Origin of the sequence: Pontibacter liquoris (assembly GCF_022758235.1) — a bacterium.
Classification (GTDB): domain Bacteria; phylum Bacteroidota; class Bacteroidia; order Cytophagales; family Hymenobacteraceae; genus Pontibacter; species Pontibacter liquoris.
In genome coordinates this window covers 123990-150467 of record NZ_JALEBG010000001.1, presented here as the reverse complement: position 1 = coordinate 150467, position 26478 = coordinate 123990, and the positions used below count along the sequence as shown (strand labels likewise).

21 protein-coding genes are annotated in these 26478 nt (G+C 51.8%); 14 read left to right on the top strand and 7 right to left on the bottom strand.

The window, feature by feature from the left end:
* Nucleotides 1–259 precede the first annotated feature (259 nt).
* Nucleotides 260–3220 (top strand): M16 family metallopeptidase, encoded by a 2961-nt coding sequence (locus LWL52_RS00615; protein ID WP_242916190.1) that lies wholly within the window; start codon nucleotides 260–262, stop codon nucleotides 3218–3220.
* Nucleotides 3221–3326: 106 nt separating this feature from the next.
* On the opposite strand, the gene LWL52_RS00610 is transcribed toward LWL52_RS00615, so the two are convergent.
* Nucleotides 3327–4244: an NmrA family NAD(P)-binding protein gene (locus tag LWL52_RS00610; protein ID WP_242916189.1), complete on the bottom strand. Its 918-nt coding sequence runs from the start codon at nucleotides 4242–4244 to the stop codon at nucleotides 3327–3329.
* Between the two features lie 219 nt (nucleotides 4245–4463).
* Between LWL52_RS00610 and LWL52_RS00605 the strand changes: the two genes are divergently transcribed.
* Nucleotides 4464–4841, top strand: coding sequence for an endonuclease domain-containing protein (locus LWL52_RS00605; protein WP_242916188.1), 378 nt, complete (start codon nucleotides 4464–4466; stop codon nucleotides 4839–4841).
* A gap of 120 nt (nucleotides 4842–4961) precedes the next feature.
* Here LWL52_RS00605 and LWL52_RS00600 read toward each other — a convergent pair whose 3' ends face one another.
* The 3 genes from LWL52_RS00600 to LWL52_RS00590 form a co-directional block, all read right to left on the bottom strand.
* The gene (locus LWL52_RS00600; RefSeq protein WP_242916187.1) at nucleotides 4962–7190 is read right to left on the bottom strand and encodes an NADP-dependent isocitrate dehydrogenase; all 2229 of its coding nucleotides are present in this window, start codon (nucleotides 7188–7190) and stop codon (nucleotides 4962–4964) included.
* A gap of 315 nt (nucleotides 7191–7505) precedes the next feature.
* Nucleotides 7506–8129, bottom strand: a complete 624-nt coding sequence (locus LWL52_RS00595) for a phosphoribosyltransferase (RefSeq protein ID WP_242916186.1) — start codon at nucleotides 8127–8129, stop codon at nucleotides 7506–7508.
* A 144-nt stretch (nucleotides 8130–8273) separates the two neighbouring features.
* Complete coding sequence (locus LWL52_RS00590) at nucleotides 8274–8957, bottom strand: dienelactone hydrolase family protein (protein ID WP_242916185.1); 684 nt, start codon at nucleotides 8955–8957, stop codon at nucleotides 8274–8276.
* Between the two features lie 117 nt (nucleotides 8958–9074).
* Between LWL52_RS00590 and LWL52_RS00585 the strand changes: the two genes are divergently transcribed.
* The 9 genes from LWL52_RS00585 (at nucleotide 9075) to clpB (ending at nucleotide 18790) form a co-directional block, all read left to right on the top strand.
* Nucleotides 9075–9752, top strand: coding sequence for a hypothetical protein (locus tag LWL52_RS00585; protein ID WP_242916184.1), 678 nt, complete (start codon nucleotides 9075–9077; stop codon nucleotides 9750–9752).
* Nucleotides 9753–9886: 134 nt separating this feature from the next.
* A complete protein-coding gene (gene nfi, locus LWL52_RS00580; RefSeq protein ID WP_242916183.1) occupies nucleotides 9887–10573 on the top strand; it encodes a deoxyribonuclease V in 687 nt (228 codons plus the stop codon).
* A 182-nt stretch (nucleotides 10574–10755) separates the two neighbouring features.
* Nucleotides 10756–11301: a hypothetical protein gene (locus tag LWL52_RS00575; protein WP_242916182.1), complete on the top strand. Its 546-nt coding sequence runs from the start codon at nucleotides 10756–10758 to the stop codon at nucleotides 11299–11301.
* A gap of 241 nt (nucleotides 11302–11542) precedes the next feature.
* A complete protein-coding gene (locus tag LWL52_RS00570) occupies nucleotides 11543–12817 on the top strand; it encodes an aminotransferase class V-fold PLP-dependent enzyme (protein WP_242916181.1) in 1275 nt (424 codons plus the stop codon).
* Between the two features lie 35 nt (nucleotides 12818–12852).
* On the top strand, nucleotides 12853–13035 hold the full coding sequence (locus LWL52_RS20605; RefSeq protein ID WP_367615629.1) for an endonuclease V: 183 nt from the start codon (nucleotides 12853–12855) through the stop codon (nucleotides 13033–13035).
* Nucleotides 13036–13401: 366 nt separating this feature from the next.
* Complete coding sequence (locus LWL52_RS00565; RefSeq protein WP_242916180.1) at nucleotides 13402–14001, top strand: YceI family protein; 600 nt, start codon at nucleotides 13402–13404, stop codon at nucleotides 13999–14001.
* Nucleotides 14002–14022: 21 nt separating this feature from the next.
* Complete coding sequence (locus tag LWL52_RS00560) at nucleotides 14023–15378, top strand: hypothetical protein (RefSeq protein WP_242916179.1); 1356 nt, start codon at nucleotides 14023–14025, stop codon at nucleotides 15376–15378.
* A gap of 11 nt (nucleotides 15379–15389) precedes the next feature.
* A complete protein-coding gene (locus tag LWL52_RS00555; RefSeq protein ID WP_242916178.1) occupies nucleotides 15390–15947 on the top strand; it encodes a hypothetical protein in 558 nt (185 codons plus the stop codon).
* Between the two features lie 224 nt (nucleotides 15948–16171).
* Nucleotides 16172–18790: an ATP-dependent chaperone ClpB gene (gene clpB, locus LWL52_RS00550; protein WP_242916177.1), complete on the top strand. Its 2619-nt coding sequence runs from the start codon at nucleotides 16172–16174 to the stop codon at nucleotides 18788–18790.
* A 105-nt stretch (nucleotides 18791–18895) separates the two neighbouring features.
* Here the strand turns inward: clpB and LWL52_RS00545 are convergent, their stop codons facing one another.
* Complete coding sequence (locus tag LWL52_RS00545; protein ID WP_242916176.1) at nucleotides 18896–19993, bottom strand: type I restriction endonuclease; 1098 nt, start codon at nucleotides 19991–19993, stop codon at nucleotides 18896–18898.
* Nucleotides 19994–20448: 455 nt separating this feature from the next.
* Between LWL52_RS00545 and LWL52_RS00540 the strand changes: the two genes are divergently transcribed.
* The gene (locus tag LWL52_RS00540) at nucleotides 20449–21186 is read left to right on the top strand and encodes an ATP-grasp fold amidoligase family protein (RefSeq protein ID WP_242916175.1); all 738 of its coding nucleotides are present in this window, start codon (nucleotides 20449–20451) and stop codon (nucleotides 21184–21186) included.
* Between the two features lie 298 nt (nucleotides 21187–21484).
* Here LWL52_RS00540 and LWL52_RS00535 read toward each other — a convergent pair whose 3' ends face one another.
* Nucleotides 21485–21787, bottom strand: coding sequence for a Dabb family protein (locus tag LWL52_RS00535; protein WP_242916174.1), 303 nt, complete (start codon nucleotides 21785–21787; stop codon nucleotides 21485–21487).
* A gap of 47 nt (nucleotides 21788–21834) precedes the next feature.
* Nucleotides 21835–23076 (bottom strand): lactonase family protein, encoded by a 1242-nt coding sequence (locus LWL52_RS00530; protein WP_242916173.1) that lies wholly within the window; start codon nucleotides 23074–23076, stop codon nucleotides 21835–21837.
* A 275-nt stretch (nucleotides 23077–23351) separates the two neighbouring features.
* Between LWL52_RS00530 and LWL52_RS00525 the strand changes: the two genes are divergently transcribed.
* Together LWL52_RS00525 and LWL52_RS00520 are read left to right on the top strand one after the other, a co-directional pair.
* The gene (locus LWL52_RS00525) at nucleotides 23352–23945 is read left to right on the top strand and encodes a HupE/UreJ family protein (RefSeq protein ID WP_242916172.1); all 594 of its coding nucleotides are present in this window, start codon (nucleotides 23352–23354) and stop codon (nucleotides 23943–23945) included.
* A 68-nt stretch (nucleotides 23946–24013) separates the two neighbouring features.
* On the top strand, nucleotides 24014–26344 hold the full coding sequence (locus tag LWL52_RS00520; RefSeq protein ID WP_242916171.1) for a M1 family metallopeptidase: 2331 nt from the start codon (nucleotides 24014–24016) through the stop codon (nucleotides 26342–26344).
* The last annotated feature ends 134 nt before the right edge of the window (nucleotides 26345–26478 follow it).

Sequence of the window (26478 nt, the reverse complement as noted above, 5' to 3'; positions counted from 1 at the left end):
CAGAAGCTACAAAGTATAGCTTCTGCCAGGTGCCCTCATTTGACGATTCGATGTTTGAGCGTTCAGCGAGTTTCGAATTGTCTTGACTTTTTTGCTTACTTTTTTTGTCAAGAAAAAAAGTAGGGCCCCGCCGGCGAGGCGAAAAGCCAGCAGAGTGCGGCAAGCCTTCCGTACTCTTCACCTCATCACCTTCACTATTATACTAGCACCCTTCCGTTAATTTCCTTATATTTATAGTCATACTTTATCATCAAAAACTATGACTATAAAAAGAGGATCTTCTCTGTTGCTGCTGGCACTGGGCGTTACGTTCTCGCAATGCAAACAGGAAGCATACCAAACCCAATCGGCTACTGAAACTACGGCAACTGCAGCCCCGGCGCAAAAGGAGTACACGTATGAAACCGTGCCCGGCGATCCGCTGAACGCCCGCATTTATACCCTGGACAACGGCCTGAAAGTATACCTGACGGATTACGAAGAGGCGCCGCGCATCCAGACGTATGTGGCCGTGCATGCGGGTAGCAAAAACGACCCGGCAAATGCTACAGGCTTGGCGCACTACCTGGAGCACATTATGTTTAAGGGTACCACCAAGCTGGGCACCGCCGACTGGGCTAAAGAGAAAGTGGAGCTCGAAAAGATCGAAGCGTTGTACGAAAAATACCGCCAGACCTCGGATGCTGCCCTGCGCAAAAAGATCTACCACCAGATCGATAGCGTATCGGGGGTAGCCGCCACTTACGCCATTGCCAACGAGTACGACAAGCTCACCACCAACATGGGCGCCAAAGGCACCAACGCCTATACCTGGGTAGACCAGACCGTGTATGTGAATGATATTCCGAGTAACCAGCTGGAGCCCTGGGTAGCCGAGGAAGCCGACCGCTTTCAGGAAATGGTGCCGCGCCTGTTCCACACCGAACTGGAGGCTGTGTATGAAGAGAAAAACCGCACCCTCGACAGCGACGGCCGCAAAGTGGCCGAGGTGATCAATAAGGAGCTTTTCCCGACGCACCAGTATGGCACCCAGACCACCATCGGTACCATCGAGCACCTCAAAAATCCGTCTATCACTGAGATCCGGCATTTCTTTGACACTTACTATGTGCCCAACAACATGGCCATTGCCATGTCCGGCGACATCGACTTTGACCAGACCATTCGCCTGATCGACAAGTACTGGGGTGCCATTCCGAAAAAGCCGGTGCCGACCTTTAACGTAGCCCAGGAAAAGCCTATTCAGCAGCCGATCGTGAAGGAAGTGCTGGGCCCGGATGCCGAGAACGTCTCGATTGCTTACCGCACGCCGGGTATAAACAGCCGCGAGGCGCTAGTAGTAGAGATGATCAGCAACCTGCTTTACAATGGCTCTGCCGGCCTGGTAGACCTGAACCTGAACCAGCAGCAGAAGGTCCTCAATGCCTACGCTTATGACACCCCGATGCACGACTATGGCACGTTCCGGATGACGGGCATGCCGCGCCAGGGCCAGTCGCTGGACCAGGTGCGCGACCTGCTGCTGCAACAACTCGATCTGATTAAGAAAGGCGCGTTTGAGGAGTCGCTCATCACGGCGGTGGTGAACAACGACAAGATCAGCACCATGAAAGCCTACGAAGATAACAGCAACCGGGCCGATGCCTTTGTAACTGCTTTTATCTACGATATGCCGTGGAAGAAATTTGTGGGGCGCGAGGCCGAGTTCGGCACCATCACCAAACAGGAAGTGGTGGATGTGGCCAACAAGTACTTTACCAACAACTATGTGCTGGTGTATAAGCGCACCGGCAAAGATCCGAACGCCGAAAAGGTAGACAAGCCCGCCATTACACCGGTAGCTGTAAACCGCGACGCGCAATCTGACTATTACAAGGCCTTTATGGCCAAAGAGGCCAACGTACAGCCGCTGCAGCCGGTGTTTGTAGACTACAAAAAGGACATCACCGAAACAAAACTGAAGCAAAACATTCCGCTGCTGTATACCAAAAACAAGGATAACGGCCTCTTCCAGCTTTACTACATCCTGGATATGGGCACCAACAACGACCCGAAGCTGGGCATGGCCGTGAATTACCTCAAGTACCTGGGCACTGACAAGTATAGCGCCGAGGAGCTGCAGAAACAGTTTTTCCAGCTGGGCACCTCCTTTGACGTGTTCACTTCCGGCGACCAGGTGTATGTAAGCCTGACAGGGCTGGATGAGAACTTTGAAAAAGGCCTGACGCTGTTTGAAAGCGTACTGGCAAACCCCAAACCGGACCAGCAGGCCCTCAACGACATGGTGGCAGGCACGCTGAAAGCACGCCAGGATGCCAAGAAGAACAAAGGCGTGATCCTGCAGCAGGCCATGGTGAACTACGCCAAGTATGGCCCTAAAAATCCGTTCACAACGGTGCTGTCAGAAAAGCAGCTGAACGCGGTGAAGCCGCAGGAACTGGTGAGCATCATCAAAAGTATTCCTACTTACCAGCACCGCGTGCTATACTATGGTCCACGTGAAACCGACAACCTGACGACCGTACTGAACCAGGAGCACCTGGTGCCTGCCACCCTGAAACCGGTGCCTGCCGAAAAGATATTCGCCGAGATCGACTTTAAACAGCCTACCGTGTACTGGGCCGACTACAACATGGTGCAGGCCGAAATGCTGTTTTTGAGTAAGTCGGTGCCGTATACCAAGGACATTGTGCCGGTGGTGCGACTCTACAACGAGTACATGGGCGGCATTGTGTTCCAGGATTTGCGTGAGTCCAAAGCTTTGGCTTACTCTACTTACTCGTTCTACAGCCCGGCTACAAAGCAAGGCCGCGCCAACTACCTGCTCTCCTACATTGGGGCACAGGCCGATAAACTGTCGGAGGCCATGGCGGGCATGCAGACGCTGCTAACGGATATGCCGCTGGCTGATGCTAACTTCGAGAACGCCCGCGCCTCCCTGCGCAACAGCATTTCTACCGAGCGCATCACCAAGTCCAACATTTTATTCGACTACGAGCGGGCTAAAAAGCTGGGTCTCACCTACGACATCCGCCAGGATGTATACCAGAGCGCCAACACCATGACGTTTGACCAGATGAAGGAGTTCCAGCAGAAGTATATCAAAGCCCAGCCACAGGCCATCCTGGTGATCGGCTCTAAAGACAAGCTGAACTTTAAAGAGTTGGCCAAGTATGGCAAAGTGAAGCAGCTGAGCTTAACGGAGTTGTTTGGGTATTAAGAACAGACGTTAGACGCTAGTATTTAGACGTTAGACCAGAACCAAAAGCGGCAGCCAAAGTATGGCTGCCGCTTTTGGTTTATAGTTATACTTGTTAAGTTCGCTTCTACCGCTTCTCCAGCACTTCGGCTACACCTGTCCACTTTATTTCCGGATAGCGGTTGTTATCTAATGGCTCTAGCTTTGGCAATCCGCTGAACATATCGCGCATATACTGCATGCCCTGCCAGGCCGGAAAGACTTCGTTATTGTTGGGTGTAACTGTTTTTGTGATCTTAATGATAGCATTGAGTAAGCCCAAACCACCAACCCGAAACAATTTAAAGTCATCTCCGGTAGCATTGCTGGCAGCCTCTTTTAAACCATGAGCGCTAAGCACATCGCCGGCAATGCGCAGGTAACGCGGTGTAGTTGGGTCAAGAGCCGCGGCGGCAGTATAATCGGCAGTATTTTGGATGGTCGTAAAATCCATCAGTTGGGTAGGATCACCATAGTATAGCACGCGTTTTAGGGGGAAGAGAATAACGGGCGCTTGGCCAGTGAGCAGATCCGTGAACATGCCGTTCAGTATGGAGGTTGCAGCGATAGGGGCTTTATCCAAACGCTCCTTGAACTCTTTCCTGAAGTCCAGGTTGCGGTTATGACCATAGGGTAGTTTGGTGAAATCAATGGCAAAATCGGAAGGTATAAAACGGGGTACCCCAGCCGCCACGGCAGCGTTTAGCAACAAGCTTTGTATCCCCACCATAACATAATGCAGCCCCGACAGCGCAGAAATCACACAGGTTGCGCCCTCACAGGCCCTAGCCAGTTCAGCAGCATTATGGAAATCTACTTCACAGATAGTGGCGCCTGCTTTGCGCAATGCATCCACTTTTCCGCTGCTGCTGTTGCTACGAACCAGCACCCGCACACGAGCCCCTCTTTCCAGCAGCGCTCTGGCAATTAGCCCGCCCAGATGCCCCGTAGCTCCTGCCAGCACTATAGTTGGAGCATGTACCGCTGACGTATTGTTGTTTTCCATAGCTGCCCGGTTATTTTGGTTTGTAACAGGCTATTGGAGGAAAGGTTGCAGGTTATGCCCTAAGTTTAGCGCCAGCGCAACTTGTGGCTTTTAAAGCTATGTTTCCATACTTTCGGATTACAACTCTAAAAGAGCGGTGCAGAAATTCTCCCCTTGAGGGGAGTTAGAGGGGTGTAATCGTATGAGAGGAATAGGAGAAAATACATCACAAGCATCTCTATGAAGCGAAACAAAATTATCCCTTATCGACCGGACTTACGATTAAAAGCACGAGAGCTTAGAAACAACAGCACGCTTTCAGAAGTGCTGCTATGGCAGGAAATAAAAGACAGAAAGTTGCTTGGCTTTCAGTTTCACCGGCAGGTACCGATGTTAAACTATATTGTTGATTTTTACAGCCATGAGTTAGGCTTAGCCATAGAGATTGATGGGAACAGTCATGCACATAAAGTCGGATATGATAAAAAAAGGCAGCAGGAGTTAGAAAAGCATGGTATATGTTTCGTCAGGATTGATGATTTAGAAGTAAAGAAAAGAATGGATAATGTGCTTCGCGAACTGGGACATTGTATAAGAAGTATAAGTTCGCAGCTGTAAACACCCCTCTAACTCCCCTCAAGGGGAGAATTTCTGCACCAAATACACCAATGGGAACCCAACAAAAAAGGCTGCCCGATCTCTCAGGCAGCCTTTGCTTTTATATTTTATACTTTTCTCCTAGAACTCAGCCAGAATCTTGTTCAGCGTTTGGCTAGGCTGCATGGCGTTGCTGGCTTTCTCGGCGTTCGGGTGGTAGTAACCGCCCAAATCAACCGGTTTGCCTTGCGCAGCGATCTGCTCTTCCACGATCTTCTGCTCGTTATCGGTCAATGCTTTGGCTAATTCCGAAAAACGAGCTTTCAGCTCCTGGTCTTTGTTCTGCTCGGCCAGGGCCTGTGCCCAGTATAGGGCCAGGTAGAAATGGCTGCCACGGTTGTCGATGCCGCCTACTTTGCGCGACGGTGACTTGTCTTTCTCCAGGAACTCGGCATTGGCTTTGTTCAGTGCCTCGGCAAGCACTTCGGCTTTCTGGTTGCCTGTTTTCTGTGCCAGGTCTTCCAGCGAAACGGCCAGGGCCAGGAACTCGCCCAGCGAATCCCAGCGCAGGTAGTTTTCTTCCATAAACTGCTGCACGTGCTTTGGCGCAGAGCCACCGGCACCTGTCTCAAACAGCCCGCCGCCATCCAGCAACGGCACAATAGACAGCATTTTGGCGCTGGTGCCCAGCTCGATGATCGGGAAAAGGTCTGTCAGGTAGTCGCGCAGCACGTTGCCGGTTACCGAAATGGTATCTTTGCCTGCTTTGGCACGCTCCAGGGTATAGCGCATTGCCTCCACCGGCGACATGATCTTGATCTCAAGGCCCTTGGTATCATGCTCCTGTAAATATTGCTCTACCTTTTTGATCAGGTTCGCATCATGGGCGCGCTGCGGGTCGAGCCAGAAAATGGCAGGCGTGTTGGTAATGCGGGCTCTGGTCACAGCCAGTTTCACCCAATCCTGGATCGGCAAGTCTTTGGTCTGCGTCATCCGGAAGATATCGCCTTCTTCTACGTTCTGCTCCAGCAGCACATTGCCCGATGCATCTACCACACGCACCGTGCCGCTGCCCGTCATCTGGAACGTTTTATCGTGCGAGCCATACTCTTCGGCTTTTTGTGCCATCAGGCCGATGTTAGGTACTGTGCCCATGGTGGTTACATCAAAGGCGCCGTTCTTTTTATGGAAGTCGATCACTTCCTGGTAAATACCGGCGTAGCTACGGTCCGGAATCACGGCCAGGGTGTCGTGCAGCTGGCCATCGGTGCCCCACATTTTACCGGACGAGCGAATGGCTGCCGGCATCGACGCATCAATGATCACATCGCTGGGCACGTGCAGGTTCGTAATGCCTTTGTCGGAGTTCACCATGGCCAGCTCCGGGCGCTTCTTATACTCAGCCTGTATGTCGGCTTCTATTTCTGCCTGCTTGTCGGCGGGCAGGCTTTTGATCTTGGCGTATACATCGCCCAGGCCATTGTTGGGGTCCACACCAATCTGCGCGAAGGTTTGGGCATGCTTTTCGAACACATCCTTAAAGAAAACGGTAACGGCATGCCCAAACATGATCGGGTCCGACACTTTCATCATGGTAGCCTTTAGGTGCAGCGAGAGCAGCACGTTCTCTTTTCTGGCCTCTTCTATGGCCTGCTCCAGGAACGAACGCAGCGCCTTTTTGCTCATCACCGCCGTATCGATCACTTCGCCGGCAGACAGGGAGGTTTTCTCTTTCAGTGTTTTGGTGGTACCGTCAGCGGCTACAAACTCGATCTTCACGTCACTGGCTTTTTCCACTACAACCGATTTCTCGCTGCCGTAAAAGTCGCCGCCTTGCATGTGGGCTACGCGGGTTTTAGAGTCTGCTGTCCATTTGCCCATCGAGTGCGGGTTCTTTTTGGCGTATTGCTTTACCGCATCGGCCACGCGGCGGTCTGAGTTGCCTTCGCGCAGCACCGGGTTTACCGCACTGCCCAGAATTTTGGCATAACGGGCTTTGGCTTCTTTCTCTTCGTCGTTCTTTGGCTCTGCCGGGTAATCCGGAATGTTGTAGCCCTGCGACTGAAGCTCTTTAATCGCTTCTACCAGCTGCGGAACGGATGCGCTGATGTTGGGCAATTTGATGATGTTGGCTTCGGGCGTCTTCGCTAGTTCGCCCAGGTAAGCCAGGTCGTCGGATTGCTTCTGCTCAGTGGTCAGTTTCTCCGGGAAAGCTGCCAGGATACGGCCTGCCAGCGAGATATCTTTTGTCTCCACCTCGATGCCTGCGGCCTGGGTAAAAGTCTCCACAAGAGGTAAAAAAGAGCGCGTTGCCAAGGCAGGCGCTTCGTCGGTTATGGTATAAACAATTTTAGCTGTTTTTGTCGTCATGTTTGTTCTGTTTCGTTACTGTTGATCACCAATAAGGTATATGGCCTGCTGCCTGGCCCGGTTTAAGGCGCCGGCCGCTCACAGCAGGTTCTAAAAGCAAATATAAGAGTCTTTTTGATATAGGCTAGCCCGGTGGCGGGCTTTGCGGCACAGCTGCCGGATGCTTTGGTAGCTCAAGGCGGGCGAGCGCCAGAGTATAGCGGCATCTGGCTGTTGCTGTCAGCAAAGTATTGATCTTGTCAGGCATTTTCTTTTGACAGAAGTATAAACGCGGGGTATAAACCGGCCGGGCTTTTGTAAGCAGGTACGATGGTTTTACCAGGCTTGTTCCTGCAGCAAGGCGATCACCTCTTCGTCGCTCACCTGGTCAAACTCCCTGTAGAACTGCCCCACCGCCTGGAAGAAAGGCGGAACAAGCAGGCAGACCACCTCATCTACCAGCTTTCTGAATTTATCAATGGCCGAAAAAGGCGCCACTGGCACAGCAATGATCACTTTGCGCGGGTGCTGATTTTTAACCAGTTCTACAGTGGTAAGCAGTGTTTTGCCGGTAGCAATGCCATCGTCTGCAATGATCACCACTTTATCCTGCAAGGACTGGTGCTGGCGATTGCCCATAAAGAGTTTATACTTCTGCTGCAGGCTTTCGCGCACCCGCTTCACCTCGGCGTCAATGTACTGGCGGGGCACTTCTGCCCGCTCGTCCACCGTCAGGGTTTCCAGGCTCACAGCGCCGATGGCGAATTCCGGGTTGGCCGGGTGACCGATCTTTTTCGAGAGTGCAATATCCAGGGGCATGGCCAGCGCCCGGGCAATAACGGCTCCAATGGGCACGCCGCCCCGCGGAATGGCCAGCACCACGCCGTTTTCACCTTTATACCTGGCCAGGCGATCTGCCAGCAGTTCGGCGGCTTCCTGGCGGTTCTGCAACATCTCCATATTATTTAATTTTGAATAACTGACTTTTGAATAACTGAATAGAAAATGTAACCCTTAAAAACCTTAACTTTAATTGGCAGGCACATATTCGATTATTCTGTTATTCACTATTCGATTATTCTGTTATTCAAAAGTCAAAATTAACTAGGGTCTGTTCTGGTGCAGCGGCTGTTGCTTGGCAGGCTCCAGGTACTTGCGAAACCAGTCGGTAGCCAGTTGCGCAGCCATCTCCAGGGCGCCAGGCTCCTCGAACAGGTGCGTGGCATCGGGTACCACCTCCACATCTTTGATGCATTGCATCCGGTCGTGCGCCTGTATGTTCAGCTGCAGTACTTCTTCGTCCTTGCCGCCCACGATCAGCAGCGTTGGCACCATCAGATCGGGCAGCACGGCATCGGCCAGGTCGGGGCGGCCGCCCCGGCTTACCACCGCTTTGATGATGTCGGGCCCTTCGGCCGCAGCCGCCCCGATAGCAGAGGCAGCTCCGGTGCTGGCTCCGAAAAAGCCAATGTTGTAGGCCGTGGTGCGGGGGTCCTGCTGCAGCCAGTAGGTGGTTTGTATTAGGCGCTGGGTAAGCTTAACAATGTCGAAACGGTTCCGGGTATCCCGGTCCTCTTCTTCCGTCAGCAGATCAAAGAGCAAGGTAGCGAAGCCCGACCGCTGCAGGTGCTGGGCCACAAAGCGGTTGCGGGTACTGTGGCGGCTGCTGCCGCTGCCATGCGAGAAAACCACCAGCCCCTTTGCATGTTCGGGTATCACCAGGTCCCCGATGAGCGACACATCGGGCATATCGATCCGGACGCTGTCGTTAAAAATATAGTTTGCCATAGCTGCAGTAAGTATAGAACAAGTATGCTTTTTAAGTTACGACCTGCTACGGCCAAGGTTAAGGCAGGCAACTTAAATCGGCAGCCTTTGCGTAAGCACCCATAAGATCTTCCTGTTATGTACAACGTTCTCTGCCTGACCGGCTTTATACTTCTGCTCAGCGCCTGCCATGCCCGCGATGCCGGCACCGGGGCAACCCAACACAATCCTGCGCCCGCTCCCGAAGCGGAAGGGCGCCGGCCCGCCATAGTGCCCGCCAGCCCAAACCAAAAACCGCCCACCGACACGGTGGCCTTTGAAGAAGCTTTCGGAAGGTTTTTTGCCGCCCTGCAGACACAGGACACGGCCTTGCTCAACACGTTTATCTCCCCAAAAGAGGGTTTCTGGCTCATTGAGCAGCCGGGCGCCGTGCCCGCCTATAGCCACTATATCCGTGTGCAGGACGTAAAGCGCCAGTACCAGGGCCAGCCCTTTGTTTCTATTGCCGCCCAGATGCAAACGTGCGCTTTGCAGCGGCATCCGTTTCCGGCTTTTGACTGCGCCGGCACCGACAACGGCGGCTCCGGCTACGCCGAAGATGGTTGCTTTTATACTTCCGGGGCCGCTTTCCGGCAAAACGATATGTGGAAGTATGCCAGCCTCCCCCACCAGCAGGAGCAGCAGGTACAACAACTGCAACAGCGCGTGCTACGCTCCGTGCTCCATACGTATACTTCTTTTCGCTTCCATTTCGGCTATGATGGCAGCCAATGGCAGCTGCTCTTCGTAGACCTGCGGGTGCCCTGCAGCGCGTGAGGTAACTTTGAATTTTGAATAACTGAATTTTGAATGAGTGAATCTACATGCAGTAGCTGATTGCCTAGGGTTAAAATTCGTAATTCGTAATTCGTAATTCGTAATTCGTAATTCGTAATTCGTAATTAAAAAATATGGCTTACTACAACAGATTTGATGCTCCGCCACCAGACCCGGTTTTACTTCGGGAACTGACCGAGCAGCAGCGGGTTCTGCAGCAGCGCATCATTATCCAAAAGCCCGACTTTGAGCTGAAACTGATTGCCGGCTGCGACTCCTCTTTTATCGGCGAGGATACCATCCTATCGGTGTTCGTGCTGCTCACCTACCCGGGGCTGGAAGTGGTGGAGAAAGTATGGCACCACGGACCGGTGGAGCTGCCGTATATTCCCGGCTTCCTGGCCTTCCGCGAAGCGCCCAACTTGCTAAAAACCTACGAAAAACTTCAGCAAAAGCCCGACTTGATCATGGTGGACGGACACGGCATTTCGCACCCACGCAAGCTGGGCATTGCCACCCATGTTGGTCTCCATTTAAATAAACCTACCATGGGTGTGGCTAAAAAAGTGCTGGTAGGCAAGTATACCGAACCGGCTGCAGCCAAAGGCTCCGTATCGCCGCTGGTGTACAAAAACGAGGTGATCGCTAACGTGCTCCGCACCCGCGACAACGTAAAGCCCGTGTTCGTGTCGCCCGGCCACCTGATGGACGTGGCATCGGCTACCGAAATAGCCATGGCCTGTGCCATAAAGTATAAACTGCCCGAGCCCACACGACTGGCCGATCATTACGCGGCCGTATTTAAAAGCGAAGTGAAATAGCAAGTATGAGGAGAGAAACAGGTTGAGGTCTGTTGCCATTCTGCAAGGACCTTATTTATACGGCAGACCAGGGCTGTTCTTATACTTCGCATCTGTACTAGCAGCAAGTTATACTTACACGCTGCCATACTTATAAGAGACCAATTGCCGGCAGGCGCAAACACTATAGCAACCCGACTTAAATGGACAACATCAAAGAATTTACAGGCGCCACCGAGGCGGAGATCTGGCAGCAGGTGGCAGCCGACATGGCGGCGCAGAAAGGCATTATCCGCTACACGGCCATGCTGCACCAGGGCGGCTATCATACCCTCTTTGACCTGGATATTGACCTTGGTGGCGGTTTTGAAAGTGGCATTTCCACCACTACCTTTAAAGCGGCCGTACCGGCCCGGGTGCCGCTGCGGTTCCACCTGCAGGAGCAGGATTTCCTGCACGAGATCGGCAAAGCGCTGGGCATGGAAGATGTAAAGCTTGGCTACCCTGATTTTGATGATGCCTTCATGATCCGCACCAACCAGCCTGATACGTTGAAAAAGCTGTTCGCTGACGAAAAGACTCGCCACATCCTGCTCCGGCACACCAGCGCCAGCCTGAAACTGGAAGCAGAAGACGAGGCATCTGAAACAGCCATCCTGCAGTTCCGCAAAGATGAACCGATCGGCGACGCTGCTTCTTTGCAGGACATATACCATGTGCTGGTGCACATTCTGGCGCAAATCGCCTGATAGAAATCCCTGCCAACCCGGGCGTCTGTACCGCTTTGGAGAGAAGTTTTGCCGGCAACTGGAACCCCGATGTTGTTCTTTAAAGCGAAGGAATTCTCGCTAAAACATTAACTTACGCCCAGGCAGCAAGTATACATTCCTGGTCTTGGTGCATAATGGTGCCTGAAACAGCGCGCAAGCTGCCCGTAACTGCGCAAGCGGTGTGTGGCGGCCGAATGACAACAAAACCCAACAGAAGCCGATGGAACAAACAAAAGGGAAACAAGCCAAAACAAACCAACCCAGCAAAGACGATGGGGGCTTTGATGTGGCGCGCATCCGCCAGGATTTCCCGATGCTGCACCAAAAACATAACGGGAAGCCGTTTATATACCTCGACAGTGCCGGCTCCTGCCAGAAACCAAAGGAAGTGATAGAACGTCTGGCCGCCTTTTATTCCACTGAATACGGCAGACCGGAAGAAGCACATACTACCCGTAAAACAACCACCGAAGCAGTAGCGGAAACCCGGCAGAAAGTGGCGGACCTGCTGCATGCCCGCGCCCCGGAAGAGATAATTTTTGTGCAGGGCGCCACAGAAGCCATCAATGTGGTAGCCCTGGCGTTTGAGAGAGCCTTTTTATCGGAAGGGGATGAAGTGCTGATCACCTTAATGGAGCACCATGCCAACATTGTACCCTGGCAGCTGGCCTGCCAGAGAACCGGGGCAGTGTTAAAGGTGGTCCCTATTACCGAAACCGGCGAACTGGATATGGAAGCCCTGGAAAGTATGATCTCGGAGCGCACCCGGATCATCAGCCTGGTGCATTCATCGCATGTGCTGGGCACCATCAACCCGATCAAAAAAATTACCAGCCTGGCGCACCGAAAAGGGATACCTGTTTTTGTGGATGGCGCCCAAACTGCCCCGCACATGCCGGTAGATGTACAGGAGCTGGACTGTGACTTTTACGGCTTCTCGGCACATAAGATGGGCGGCCCTACGGGCGTGGGCGTGCTCTATGGCAAGGCTGCCTGGCTGAATAAAATGCCTCCCTATCAGGGCGGCGCTATAATGGCCGAAACGGTTACCTTCGAAAATGCCGCCTATGCTCCCCTGCCGCTGAAGTTTGAAGCAGGCACCACCGCCTATGCCGACATTATTGCTTTTGGCACCCTGTTGGATTACCTGGAGCGGGTGGGCCACAAAGCGATCGAGGCCTATGAACAGCACCTTTTATACTATGCCGGGGAGAAACTTCGGCGGATAGCCGGACTACACATCCTTGGCGCAGCCCCGGAAAGAGAGCCGGTGCTAACCTTTACGCTGGAAGGCGCTGATGTTAGCGCGCTGGAAATATATTTGAACGACAAGTATGGCATTGCTGTGCGTGTCGGCGAATTCAGTGCGCAGCCACTTATGCAGTACCTGGGCCTGGAAAAAGCGGTGCGCGTTTCGTTTGCCTTGTGCAATACAGAGGAGGAAATCGACACCCTGGTCGAAGCGATTCAAACCTATCAAAAGGAAGCGCGCTGATTCGAAATTGCAAAATATCCTGCCTCCTGAGCTATATGCTGGCAGGAAAGTATAGAGCACCAGCCGCAACGAAGAGTTCTATCTGGCCGCTGTTCTGTAAGTATGAAATCATCTCCAACGTGCTGCGCACCAAGTACAACGTCAAATGGCGTTTCGTCTCTCCCGGCTGCCTGATGGATTCTGACACGGCGACAAGTATAGCTTGGCCTGCGCCGTGAAGTATAAACTGCCCGCACCTACACGGCTGTTGGCGGACTCAGCTCCAGAAAATCAACCTCGTTGCACGCTACAGCTTCCCCACTAAACGACTAGGATCGAATGCATTAACCATTCGATCCTATTTTTACTTCAGCTGTCCTTTATTACTTACAATTCCTACCGGGTCTTGCACGCACTGCCTGTCCTGTTGTAGCAAGCCAATTTTTTCCGCTCTCTAAGCTGTAAATAACGTTTATAGCCGGGTTTTGCTAAAAGAGACTTCAATCATCTTCCCCACTGCCGATTGTCATCATTTGCAGGGGTAGGGCCGCCTACCTTTGTCCTATCAGAATAATACAAACAGCAACAATCTTAACGCCTGTATCATGAAGACAATTAGCGCCATAAAACTGCTCAGCTTGCTGAGCATCTTATTAGGATTAAGCCTGGGCAACACGCTGCTCGCCCAGAACCAGTATAAATTGGCCGGCAAGCCCGAACTGAAAGTACAGGGCACCTCTACCCTGCACGACTGGGAAATGACATCGGTACAAGCCCAGGGCAAAGCCGAAATGACACTGGAAGGTGCCACGCTTAAAAACGTGAAGTCTGCTTCCGTTATCCTGAAGACCGCCTCCGTTAAGAGCGGCACGGCCAAGATGGACGAGATCGCTTATGAGTCGCTTAAGGCAGGCAAATACTCCGACATCGTGTTTACGCTGACTTCCTTCCGTACCCTGGACAATAACAGCGCCCAGGTAACTGGGAACCTGACCATTGCCGGTACCACACGTCCGGTGACCTTTAACGTGGAGACAAGCACAAAATCCGGCACGGTACAGCTGGCAGGCGAGGCGAACATCAAATTCACCGACTTCGGCATCAAACCACCCACAGCACTTTTAGGCACTGTAAAAACCGGCAACGAGCTTAAGCTGAGCTTCAAGGCAAGCTTCCAGCCCATCGCTACTTATTCAAAAAACTAAAGAAATTAAATACCGATCATCATGAAAAAGTTTACACTTTCACTGGGCCTGCTGCTTGGCTTAAGTATGAGCGCTTTTGCGCAGATCACCTTATCCGACCTGCCCAATGCCCGCCCTTACGACAAAAGGGGATTGAACACGTTCGAAACACCTAAGCAGGACACAATTGGCTTCGATGGCATTAAAGTGCGACTAGGCGGTGGATTTGCCCAGCAGTTCCAGGGCCTCAAACACAAGAACACGGCCACAGCCCTTCTGCAACAGCAGGGCGGCAGCGAAGTTAACCTCAACCAGCTTATGCCTATCGAGAACGGCTTTAACCTAGCATCCGCTAACCTGAACCTGGATGTGCTGCTGGCCGATGGCATTCGCTTAAACCTGGTCACTTATCTCTCATCCCGCCACCACTCCGAGGCCTGGGTAAAAGGCGGCTATATTCAGGTGGATAAAGCCGAGTTCCTCAACAGCCCCCTGATCGACAAGGTATTTGAAAACCTGACCCTCAAAGTAGGCCACATGGAAATTAACTATGGCGACGCGCACTTCCGCAGAACAGATAATGCTCATGCCCTGCAGAACCCGTTTGTAGGAAACTACATCATGGATGCCTTCACCACCGAAATTGGTGCAGAGGCGATCTTCCAGTATAGCAATTTCCTGGCAGTAGGATCCGTTACAGGAGGTGAAGTACAAGGCGGCATCCAGAGCCCGGGCCAGCGCAAGCCCTCTTTCATCGGTAAACTGGGCTACGATAGCCAGGTAAGCAACGACCTGCGGGTACGCTTGACAGGCTCAGTATATACAACGGCCGGCTCTGTAAGAAACACCCTGTATGGCGGCGACCGTGCCGGCTCCCGTTACTTCCTGGTAATGGATCCGGCAAGAGTGGCCAGCGGAGTAGCCGTAACACCTTCCACGCATTTTACTTCCGGCAACATCAACCCGGGCCTTACCAACAGCATCACGGCCTTCGTGGTGAACCCGTTTGTGAAATACCGCGGCCTGGAGTTCTTCGGCAACTTTGAGCAAGCCAAAGGCAAAGGCAGATTAGGCGCTAACGACGAGCTAATAGACCGTACCTGGCGACAACTGGGCACTGACATGGTGTACCGCTTCGGCAGCAATGAGAACCTGTACGTGGCGGGCCGCTACAATGTGGTAGAAGGACGCCTGGCACCGCTGGCTTCCAGCCCCGATGTGCTGAACAACAAAGTGAACCTGAACAGGATACAGGTAGGCGGCGGCTGGTTTGTAACGAAGAACATCCTGGCCAAAGCCGAATATGTGAAGCAGCAGTACAAAGGCTTTGACGCTTCCGATATCCGCCACGGCGGCGAGTTCAATGGCTTTATGTTCGAGGGCGCCATTTCTTTCTAACACTTAAAACCATGTTACCTGTTCGTCTCTTTCTGGTTGCTGTCTCTTTGCTGAGCGCGATGGTACTGCCTGAAAAAAAAGCGTTTGTTGTGATCACGGGAAATAAAGTAACCGTAGCAGCAGGCACTTCGCTGGGCGATATTAACTGCGCCTACACCAGCAGCAGCCAGAAAGATACGCTTTACCTGAACAGGCAGGTTCCGCGGGAAGAAAGGCTCAGACTGGCCATCCCCGTCAAAGATTTTAACTGCGGCAACATCCTCCTGGACAGGGATTTTGAGAAAGCGCTGAACGCCAGCAAGCACCCCTACACCAAAATTGAGGTCGTTTGCCTGAGGCAGGAGGGCAAAGGCTACAAAGGCAACCTAAACCTGATGGTGGGCGGTAAAACTATTCCGCTTCAGAACGTGAGCTTTTATACTTGTGCCGGCAAAGGCGTCAGTAACCTAAAAAGCAACATCTGCCTGAATTTCTCTGAAATAGGGTTGGCCTCACCCAAGAAAATGGGCGGTCTGTTTAAAGTAGAGGATGAACTGCAGGTAACCGTAGAGCTACAGGTAGTAGAATAGCGCAAATCACCTTTCATTTACAAAACAAAAGGCAGCCTGTAGTGCTGCCTTTTGTTGTTTCATCGCGCCTCTTAATTCACGTTTTTATGCCATTCTGTCCTTAAAAGGACATTTTAAGGAATAACAGCCTGTCATAATTTCAGCAAAATCATCCTATAATCCCATTGGTGCACCCTTTGCTTCCTACCTCGTAAACAGATTAAGAGGAAAACAGACGAAGCGCTATGAATTTTAATAACTATACCATCAAAGCCCAAGAGGCCATTCAGAAGGCCACTGAGATTGCCGGCGGCAATGAGCAGCAGGCAATTGAAACCGGGCATGTTTTAAAAGCCATCCTTCAGACAGACGAGAACGTTACTAACTTCCTGTTTCAGAAACTGAATGTGAACAGCAACATTCTTACCAGCAAGCTGAACGAGATCGTGGCCGCTTATCCGAAAGTGAGTGGCGGTAGCCCCTACCTGGCAAACGACACGGCAGCGGCCCTGCAGAAAGCAACCTCCTATTTAAAAGAGTTTGGCGATGAGTACGTGGCCATCGAGCACATTCTGCTGGGCATTTTGGCGGGACGTGATAAAGTAGCTGGCCTGATGAAGGATGTGGGCTTTAATGAAAAAGACCTGAAGAAAGCGATTAAAGAGCTGCGTGGTGGCGCCAAGGTAACCGACCAGAACGCAGAAGCCAAGTATAACTCGCTCAAGCGCTACGCCCGCGACCTAAACGAAATGGCCCGCAGCGGCAAAATCGACCCGGTGATCGGCCGCGACGAAGAGATACGCCGTGTGCTGCAGATCCTAAGCCGCCGCACCAAGAATAACCCGGTGCTGCTGGGTGAGCCCGGTGTGGGTAAAACCGCCATCGTGGAAGGCCTGGCCCAGCGCATCGTGAGCGGCGACGTACCGGAAAACCTCAAGCACAAAAAGATCATGAGCCTGGACATGGGTCTGCTGGTAGCAGGCGCCAAGTATAAAGGCGAGTTTGAGGAGCGCCTGAAAGCAGTGATAAAAGAAGTGGTGGATGCCGAAGGCGAGATCATCCTCTTCATCGACGAGATCCATACGTTGATCGGCGCCGGTGCGGGCGGCGACAGCGCCATGGACGCCGCCAACCTGCTGAAACCAGCCCTGGCGCGCGGTGAATTGCATGCCATCGGTGCTACTACCCTGAAGGAATACCAGAAGTATATTGAGAAAGATAAGGCATTGGAGCGTCGCTTCCAGGCGGTGATGGTAGACGAGCCAAGCACCCAGGATGCCATCTCCATACTTCGCGGTATCAAAGACAAGTATGAAGTACACCACGGGGTACGCATCAAGGACGACGCTATCATTGCCGCGGTGGAATTATCGAGCCGCTACATCACCGACCGCTTTTTGCCCGACAAGGCCATTGACCTGATGGATGAAGCGGCGGCCAAGCTGCGCATCGAGATCGACTCTTTGCCGGTGGAACTGGACGAGATCCAGCGCCGCATCATGCAGTTGGAGATCGAGCGCGAGGCAATTCGCCGGGAGAACGACAAAGACAAGGAAACTATCCTTTCGAAAGAGATTGCCGAGCTTTCCACGAAGCGTGATGACCTGAAAGCCAAGTGGCAGAACGAAAAGCAGATCATCGAAGGCATTCAGAAAGAGAAAGAGAACATCGAAAACTATAAATTGGAAGCCGAGCAGGCCGAACGCTCCGGTGATTACGGCCGCGTAGCCGAGCTGCGTTACGGCAAGATACAGGAATCGGAAGCGCACCTGAAAGAACTGCAGGAGCAGGTACACCAGATGCAGGGCGAAAACCCGATGCTGAAGGAAGAGGTGAACGCTGAAGACATTGCCGAAGTGGTAGCCAAGTGGACGGGTATACCGGTAAGCAAGATGCTGCAGAGCGACCGTGAAAAACTACTGTTTCTCGAAGAAGAGTTGGGCAAACGCGTAGCGGGTCAGGAAGAAGCCATTGAAGCCATCTCGGACGCCGTGCGCCGCAGCCGTGCCGGTATGCAGGATCCGAAACGCCCGATCGGTTCGTTCATCTTCCTGGGTACAACGGGTGTGGGTAAAACCGAGCTGGCCAAGGCGCTGGCCGATTACCTGTTCAACGACGAGAATGCCATGGTGCGTATCGACATGAGCGAGTACCAGGAGCGCCACGCCGTGAGCCGTATGATTGGGGCGCCTCCGGGCTATGTAGGTTACGACGAAGGCGGTCAGCTGACCGAAGCCGTGCGTCGCAAGCCCTACTCTGTGGTGCTCCTGGACGAGATCGAGAAAGCGCACCCGGATGTGTTCAACATCCTCTTGCAGGTATTGGACGATGGTCGATTGACCGACAGCAAAGGCCGCGTGGTGAACTTTAAAAATACGATCATCATCATGACTTCGAATATCGGCTCTCAGATCATCCAGGCCAATTTCGAGAAGATGACACCGTTCAACCACGACGAGATCCTGGAACAGACCAAAGACGAGGTGTTCGATCTGCTGAAAAAATCGCTAAGGCCGGAGTTCCTCAACCGAATCGACGAGTTAGTGATGTTCCGTCCGCTGAGCCGCGGGGATATCCGCAAGATCGTTTCGATCCAGTTCGGCCATATCCAGAAGCGTTTGGAAGATGCCGGCATCCAGCTGGTCGCAACCGATGAAGTACTGGATTACCTGGGCGAACAGGGCTACGATCCGCAGTTCGGTGCCCGACCGCTCAAGCGTGTCATCCAGCGCCAGGTGCTCAACGAGCTGTCCAAAGAAATATTGGCCGGTAAGATTAATAAAGATTCTGTGGTAGAAGCGGTACTAGATAACGGTGCGATACGTTTCAATAACGTGGACATCGAATTACCGACAGAAAGGTAGTTTGACGTTTAGGTTAGTTTAGAGTTTAGTTGCGCAAAAAAGCCACCCGTCTGGGTGGCTTTTTTGTTTTAGGAGGCAGCGTACCGGTTGCTGCTATAGCCGGAGCTAAGCTTTCTCAAGTTTTCGTTCATAGGCATGCACGGTGGCAAGCAATTGATCGGCATACTTATAAATATCATCTAATGATGGTATCTCCAGCTTTACTTCTTTTCTGGCTTCATCAAAAATGCCCATATACTTTTTAGTGCCTTCTAAATAAAACCTGCAAATCGGTTTACGATTATTATCATCTAATAAAATCCCAAAGTATGATTGCGTGTCTCTATGACAAATGCGATTTGCATCAATTGTGGTTCTCAGAATAGAGCGAACGATAAAGAAAGCCTCTTTTTCTATCTCATGGGTTATAACTTTGTTCTCGGGCTCTTTCACCGGGCTTACAGTTGTATTTTCTGCTACTTTTTCGGCAATAACTATTTTATCTCTATCTTCTTCTGTAGCTAGAGCAAGTTTCAGACGATCACTTATCATTTCACTAATTAGTTGATTCAGCGCCTTTTTAACTACTCCCGTAAATTGCTCTAATACTTTCGCCGTCATTACACCCGAATGGATTTGCTTTACAAAATGCTTCACAAAAACATCCGTAGGGTTGGCTAATTCTTCAAGCATAATCCTTTTGACTTCTCTTGAATATTTTAATTCTGATGCGGCACCCAAGATCTGCTCAACACTGAACGAAGATTTATGATACTTCTTCAATTCAAAAATATTAGCCTCACTTAGTTCAGTGATATTAAACTCCCAAAATGGTTTATCATCCATCTTGTTCGGTTCTACCAAATCCGTATAAAATTTAAATATAATGCCATTAGTAAGTATACCTAACCGGGTAGAGGTAACATGAAAATAACGATGAAGCTGTGAGTTGTGCACATTCAAATCCTCTTTCCAATGTTTGCATTCTATTATTACGATTGGCGCATTATCTTTCAGGATGCAGTAGTCTACTTTCTCACCTTTTTTTATACCTAGATCAGCAACATATTCCGGCACAACTTCATGCGGATTGAAAACATCATACCCTAATGCAGAAATAAAGGGCATAACGAAAGCCATTTTAGTAGCTTCCTCCGTCTGAATGGTTTCTTTCATTCGAGACGCTTTCTCCCCTAATGCTTTGATAACATCTATAAAGTCCATGGAGTTAAATGTTAAATGTTTACGGATCAGGCTTTCTTATTTAGAACTAAAACAATATAGTTCCTATGGTGAATATAGAAATAAATTTATACTTACACATTGTTTTATATAAATATTTTAAATAGAGCATAAGATTTATATAATTTCCCCTTGCATTCCTTCGTGTGTACACTCCCTTCCCCTCTTACTTTACTGCCTCATATTCAAGCTCATCCTTCCTAACAAAGAGACAATCTCTTACGTAGGCAAATAATTATAAATATTTTAATATTAATTTATCCGTATCATGTAAGACTAAAGGGCGCTGCTATGTTGGAATTGATCAGAAAAAACTTGGCCGGAATATTAAAGCACTTAGAAGTTCGATCAAAGCCAAAGAATTCGGCAAGCGTATCAAGCACCGGCACCGTACCTTCTGGAATGCTCCGGACGCGGAAACGATCCGTAACACCCCGATGCGCGCCTACGATCCGCTGGAAAAATGGCAGGATGTAGCCCACTGGCAACGAAAGCTCAGCAACAAGTATAACGCACGCGAATTTGCCAGCAAACACGGCTGCCGTGTACCCGCGCTGTTTTGGCGGGGCAGAGAGGTAAACATGATAGATTTTGATGCATTACCGCCGCAGTATGTCATCCGGCCTACCATCGGGCACTCCAGCCAGAAAGTTTTCCTGATGGACGGGGCCGTAAACCTGATGGATAACAGGAGCTATACACCGGATCATTTAAAAAAGGCACTCTCCGGGGCTATTGCTGAAAATCCTTACCTGGAGTTCCTGCTCGAAGAATTTGTTAAAGATGAAAACGGGGCTCACAGGATTCCGGACGATTATAAAATTTCTGTTTTTAACGGCGAGGTTGCCTTTATCGATGTTATAAACCGCACGAGTCCGAAAACAGGTTTTTCCAGTTGTTACACGCAGCATTGGGAGAGAATAGAGAATGTAGCCGACTTTTACCAGCCTGCACCGCTGCAAAACCTGCCCCGGTGCCTGGGCGAAATGCTGGTCTGTGCCCGGCAACTGAGCAAAGCATATAAGATCTTTGTACGGATAGATTTTTACGCCACCGACAAGGGCGCTGTTTTTGGAGAATTTACCCCCACACCCAGCCAGGGAGACGGTTTTACCGCCAAAGCCGACAAGTTGCTGACCCGGTACTGGGATACGTATTGCTATGGTATGATCTAGGACAGGAGTCGTTTTTATACTTGAGATAGTGCTCAAGACCTCGCAGTACGCGCAGCTCCTGCGAGTGTCTGGTGGTTAGGCCCTAGCTACTTGCCCAGACACTCGCGGGTTTTAAAACACCGCGAGGTCTTTCAACTGATGTGGCTGGCGGCTCCCTCCAATCGGGCTTTGCCCAGGTCTGCTATTCCACTGGTATACTTTGGTTTGCAGCTTTCCATACCAACAAAAGAGCGCCAGCTGCTTTCGGCTGGCGCTCTTCTAAAACGTCCCTGCAACCGCAGGTATGATCAGGTTAGCCTTAAGCGTCTACTGCGTCATAAATCAGCACCTTAGACCAGTAGCGGGCGCAATCATCCACAAACTTTTTATGGACAGGATGCACCTGGTACGCGTCGTGGGCGGCCAGGTCGTTGAACACGAGCAGCAACGAAAAAGTGTATCCTTTCTCGATCACCGGCCTGTCGGTGCTGGCGGGCACGCCCACATGCATGGTCTGGATATGCTCAACGGCTTGCAGCTGCTTTATACCTTCCAGCAACTTCGCTTTTTCTTCTGCCGAATCGGGTTTGGCTAACCAAAAGAAAACGTGGTGTACAAACATAATTTGTAATTATTATTTAGTGAATAGATCAGTTTTATACTTCCGGGTTAAGGCGCCGGCACTACCTGCACGCACACAGGCTTGTGCACCTGCACCTGGTGGCCGGTGGCCGTTAGTTTGCCGGTAGCTTTGTCTATTTTAAAGGTTACAAGGTTGTTTGAGCGCTCATTGGCTACCAGTAGCACGCTGCCCGAGCGATCTATGTTAAAATCGCGGGGCCAGTCGCCGCCCGTTTTCACGTGCTGCACCGTGGTCAGTTTGCCGGTATTCTGGTCGATGGCATATACCACAATGCTGTTATCGCCGCGGTTGGAGCCATACAGAAACTTGCCATCCGCCGATGCCTTCACCTCGGCGCAGTAGCTCTCGCCTTTAAAACCGGCGGGCAGGGTGGTTACCGTTTCAATTTCGGTAAAAGTGCCTTTGTCCGCATCGTAGCGCAGGGCTGTCATGGTGGAGTTGAGCTCATGTATGAGGTAAGCAAATTTGCCGTTGGGGTGGAACGCCAGGTGGCGCGGGCCGGAGCCGGGTTTTGCCGCAAACGCTACGGCAGGCGCATTCGGCGTGAGGGCGCCGGTTGCGGCATCAAGGCGGTATCCCAGCACCTGGTCGGTGCCCAGGTCCACGGCTAGTATAAACTTGTTGTTCGGGTCCGGCGCAATGTAATGGGCATGGGCTGCCTCCTGCCGCTCCTTGTTCGGGCCGGCGCCTTTGTGCTGCTCCACATCAGCCGCCGCACTGAGCTGCCCGTTATCCTGCACCCGGAACGAGGCCACGTTGCCGCCTGTGTAGTTGGCCACGAGCACATCCTTATTATCGCCCGCCACCGAAATATGGCAGGGCGCTCCGCCCCTGGAAGCAACCCGGTTCAGAAAGGTGAGGTTGCCCGTTTGCTGATCTACGGCAAATGCGCTGACCGCGCCGCTGTTCTGGCCTTCGTAATTACCTGTTTCATTTACGGCAAAAAGGTGCTTCCGCTCTGCATCCAGGGTCAGGAACGAAGGGTTCTCACCACCTTTAAACGCGTTTACCTGGGTCAGCTCGCCCGATGCCGGGTTGAGGCGGAAGAGGAAAATGCTTGCGCTGTCGGGATCGGCATAGGTGCCTACATAGAGCATCGATGTTTCCATAGAGTCAGTTTCAGTTTTAGGTTCGGAAGCCGCCGTATCGGTTGCTGCTTCTTTGGTACCGGACGAATTACAGGCCGTAAAGGCCAGCGATAACACGGCAAAACCAAGCGTTGTAAGCTTTGCCAGACGGGAAGAAGTGTGGGGTTGCATTTTTTTCATGTATAGGTTCTGTATATCGATCGCGTTTAACCATTGCCGGCTTGCGGCCTACTTTTGTTAAAGGTATAAAGTTTGCGCACATGCGCCACAGAAAATTACAGCCCTCGCCCGGAAAGTATACTTGCCCTGGTTTGGTAGAGGAACTTGGCCGGTTGGTCGATAATTTAAACAGGGAGCCGACATTCAGCACGCCGGCAGAGCACCCTTTTATTGCAACTCTGCACAATTCCGGTTAATTTGCCTTTATCTTTTAGCCTTTACTAGCTGCTCATTTCGTGTTATCTGTATTTTCGACGTACCTCAAGCTGGGTTTCCACCACATCTTTAACCTCGGCGCCTACGATCACATGCTCTTTTTGCTGGCCCTGAGCGCCATTTATACCTTAGGCGACTGGCGCAAAGTAATTGCCCTGGTTACCAGCTTTACTATTGGCCATTCCATCACGCTGGCTCTGTCTACGTTTAACATCATCCGGTTTGATACGGCGCTTATTGAGTTTCTGATTCCGGTTACGATCCTTTTTACCTGCATCACCAACTTTTTCAAGCTCAAGAGCGCCGCTGCCAAACAACCCACCATCCTATCGCTGCACAACCTGATGGCGCTGTTTTTCGGGCTGATCCATGGCATGGGCTTTTCCAATTACCTCCGGTCGCTGCTGGGCCGCGGCGCAGATACCTGGCTGCAGTTGCTGGCCTTTAACGTGGGCATTGAACTGGGCCAGATGCTGATCGTATTGCTCCTGCTTATACTTGGTTTCCTGACCATGAACCTGTTCAAAGCCAAAAAGCGCGACTGGATCATGGTGATTTCCAGCGCCGCCGCAGGCATCGCCTTGATTTTGATGATGGAAACCAATATCTTTTAACGTTAAAACATTATATTGCCATATCCTATACTTATCACGCTAACCTAACAGTACCTAACCTAAACCAAATGAGAAACCTTTTTGCAGGTTTGGCGCTGGCAGGTCTTGTTGCCGGCCCTATTGCGGCCCTGGCGCAGGACACTAAATTTGCCCAGCTAGGGCAAGAGCTGCCAACGCCCAACAACTACCGCACAGCTTCGGGCGCCCCGGGCCACCAATACTGGCAGCAACGCGCCGACTACACCATCAAAGCCGAGCTTAACGACGATAATCAGTCCATAAAAGGTTCTGAGACCATCACCTATACCAACAACTCGCCCGATGTGCTGACTTACCTGTGGGTGCAGCTGGACCAGAACATCTATGAGCCCAACTCGATGAGCAATGCTACCAAGACGGGTGAGCTTAAGGAAAAGATGACGTTGCAGGCAGTGGATTACCTGACGCGCGAGAAATTTGACGGCGGCTTTAAGATCGAGCAGGTAAAAGACCGCAATGGCAAGGCCCTGAAGTATACCATCAACAACACCATGATGCGCGTGGACCTGCCGGGCCCACTGAAGCACGGGCAGAGCTTTGTCTTCAACATCAACTGGCACCACAACATCAATAACCAGAAAACACTGGGTGGCCGCTCAGGTTACGAGTTCTTTCCGGAGGATGGCAACTACCTCTATGAAATGGCGCAGTGGTTTCCGCGCATGGCCGTATACGACGACGTAAATGGCTGGCAGCACAAGCAGTTCCTGGGAAGCGGCGAGTTTGCGCTGCCCTTCGGCGATTACAAAGTGAGCCTGACCGTACCCGCCGACCATGTGGTGGCCGGTACCGGCGAGCTGCAGAACGCCAGCCAGGTGCTTACCTCTACGCAGCAGAAACGCTGGGCCGATGCCGCCAAGAGCGACAAGCCGGTGGTAGTAGTGACGCAGGAAGAAGCAACCAAAGCTGAGAAAAACCACGCCAAAGGTAAAAAGACCTGGGTGTTCCAGGCTAAGAATGTGCGCGACTTTGCCTGGGCAAGCTCCCGCAAGTTTATCTGGGATGCCATGAACGTAAGCGTAGGCGGCAAAAACACGCTGGCCATGTCTTACTACCCGAAAGAGGCCAACCCGCTTTGGGGGCAGTATTCCACGCAGGCCGTAGCCCACACAGTCCGCACCTATTCCAAGCACACCATCGACTATCCGTACCCGGTAGCCATTTCGGTGCACGGCCCGGTAGGTGGCATGGAGTACCCAATGATCAGCTTTAACGGCTACCGCCCCGAGGCCGACGGCACGTATTCTGACCGTACCAAGTATGGCCTCATCTCGGTGGTGATACACGAAGTAGGGCACAACTTCTTCCCGATGATCGTGAACTCCGACGAGCGCCAGTGGACGTGGATGGACGAAGGCCTGAACACCTTTATGCAATACCTGACCGAGCAGGAATGGGAGCGCAACTACCCATCCGGCCGCGGCGAGCCTGCTAAAATTGTAAATTACATGAGCGGTGCCAAAAACACCATGGTGCCCATCATGACCAACTCGGAGTCTATCCTGCAGTTTGGCAACAACGCCTATGGCAAACCGGCTACAGGCCTTAATATCCTGCGCGAAACCATTATGGGCCGCCAGCTGTTCGACTACGCCTTTAAAGAATATGCCAACCGCTGGGCCTTTAAACATCCGATGCCGGCCGACTTCTTCCGTACCATGGAAGATGCCTCGGGTGTGGACCTGGACTGGTTCTGGAGAGGCTGGTTTTATACCACCGACCACACCGACCTTGCCATTGGTGACGTGAAGTGGTACACGATCGATGCGCAGGACCCGGAATTTGTGAATGCCCGCAAGCGCGAGCAGCAGAACAAAACCCCGCAAACCTTATCGCAGCAGCGCAACCTGAAGGATATTCAGAAAACGTTGGTAGAGCAGAATCCGGAACTGAAGGATTTTTACAACAGCTACGACCCGTTGGCCACGACAGCCGCTGACAAAGCCACGTACCAGACGTTTATGAAAGACATCACCCCGGAACAGAAGAAAATACTGGAATCCGGCCTTAACTTTTACGAAGTAGGCTTTAAGAACCTGGGCGGTCTGGTAATGCCTCTGATCGTGCGCATGCAGTACGAAGATGGCTCCGAAGAAGTGGTAAACGTACCAGCCGAGATCTGGCGCTATAACAACGAGGAGATCACGAAGGTATTTGTTACAGAAAAGCCCGTTGTCAGCTTCGAGCTGGACCCTTACCTGCAAACAGCCGACACCGATCTGTCGAACAACGCGTACCCACGCCGCATGGCGCCATCGCGTTTCGAGTTGTTTAAGCAGCAGGAACGGCAGCAGCAGAACCCGATGCAAAAGCAGCGCGCCACCGGCAACACCGGCACTCAAAAGAACACCGCGCAGTAAACCCCTTGCTGCTTCATAAAAAAAGCCCCCGGATCAGGTATGATCCGGGGGCTTTTTTTATACTTGCCGGTCAGGCCGCCACCTGCACGCACGCAGAAAATAACCAGGCAGCAAGTATAGCCATCCAACAGTTC

Bases quoted from the DNA above. Each gene is read 5' to 3' on its own strand.
- LWL52_RS00615 (WP_242916190.1), top strand. From the start codon at position 260: ATGACTATAAAAAGAGGATCTTCTCTGTTGCTGCTGGCACTGGGCGTT.
- LWL52_RS00610 (WP_242916189.1), bottom strand. From the start codon at position 4,244: ATGGAAAACAACAATACGTCAGCGGTACATGCTCCAACTATAGTGCTG.
- LWL52_RS00605 (WP_242916188.1), top strand. From the start codon at position 4,464: ATGAAGCGAAACAAAATTATCCCTTATCGACCGGACTTACGATTAAAA.
- LWL52_RS00600 (WP_242916187.1), bottom strand. From the start codon at position 7,190: ATGACGACAAAAACAGCTAAAATTGTTTATACCATAACCGACGAAGCG.
- LWL52_RS00595 (WP_242916186.1), bottom strand. From the start codon at position 8,129: ATGGAGATGTTGCAGAACCGCCAGGAAGCCGCCGAACTGCTGGCAGAT.
- LWL52_RS00590 (WP_242916185.1), bottom strand. From the start codon at position 8,957: ATGGCAAACTATATTTTTAACGACAGCGTCCGGATCGATATGCCCGAT.
- LWL52_RS00585 (WP_242916184.1), top strand. From the start codon at position 9,075: ATGTACAACGTTCTCTGCCTGACCGGCTTTATACTTCTGCTCAGCGCC.
- nfi (WP_242916183.1), top strand. From the start codon at position 9,887: ATGGCTTACTACAACAGATTTGATGCTCCGCCACCAGACCCGGTTTTA.
- LWL52_RS00575 (WP_242916182.1), top strand. From the start codon at position 10,756: ATGGACAACATCAAAGAATTTACAGGCGCCACCGAGGCGGAGATCTGG.
- LWL52_RS00570 (WP_242916181.1), top strand. From the start codon at position 11,543: ATGGAACAAACAAAAGGGAAACAAGCCAAAACAAACCAACCCAGCAAA.
- LWL52_RS20605 (WP_367615629.1), top strand. From the start codon at position 12,853: ATGCTGGCAGGAAAGTATAGAGCACCAGCCGCAACGAAGAGTTCTATC.
- LWL52_RS00565 (WP_242916180.1), top strand. From the start codon at position 13,402: ATGAAGACAATTAGCGCCATAAAACTGCTCAGCTTGCTGAGCATCTTA.
- LWL52_RS00560 (WP_242916179.1), top strand. From the start codon at position 14,023: ATGAAAAAGTTTACACTTTCACTGGGCCTGCTGCTTGGCTTAAGTATG.
- LWL52_RS00555 (WP_242916178.1), top strand. From the start codon at position 15,390: ATGTTACCTGTTCGTCTCTTTCTGGTTGCTGTCTCTTTGCTGAGCGCG.
- clpB (WP_242916177.1), top strand. From the start codon at position 16,172: ATGAATTTTAATAACTATACCATCAAAGCCCAAGAGGCCATTCAGAAG.
- LWL52_RS00545 (WP_242916176.1), bottom strand. From the start codon at position 19,993: ATGGACTTTATAGATGTTATCAAAGCATTAGGGGAGAAAGCGTCTCGA.
- LWL52_RS00540 (WP_242916175.1), top strand. From the start codon at position 20,449: ATGCGCGCCTACGATCCGCTGGAAAAATGGCAGGATGTAGCCCACTGG.
- LWL52_RS00535 (WP_242916174.1), bottom strand. From the start codon at position 21,787: ATGTTTGTACACCACGTTTTCTTTTGGTTAGCCAAACCCGATTCGGCA.
- LWL52_RS00530 (WP_242916173.1), bottom strand. From the start codon at position 23,076: ATGAAAAAAATGCAACCCCACACTTCTTCCCGTCTGGCAAAGCTTACA.
- LWL52_RS00520 (WP_242916171.1), top strand. From the start codon at position 24,014: ATGAGAAACCTTTTTGCAGGTTTGGCGCTGGCAGGTCTTGTTGCCGGC.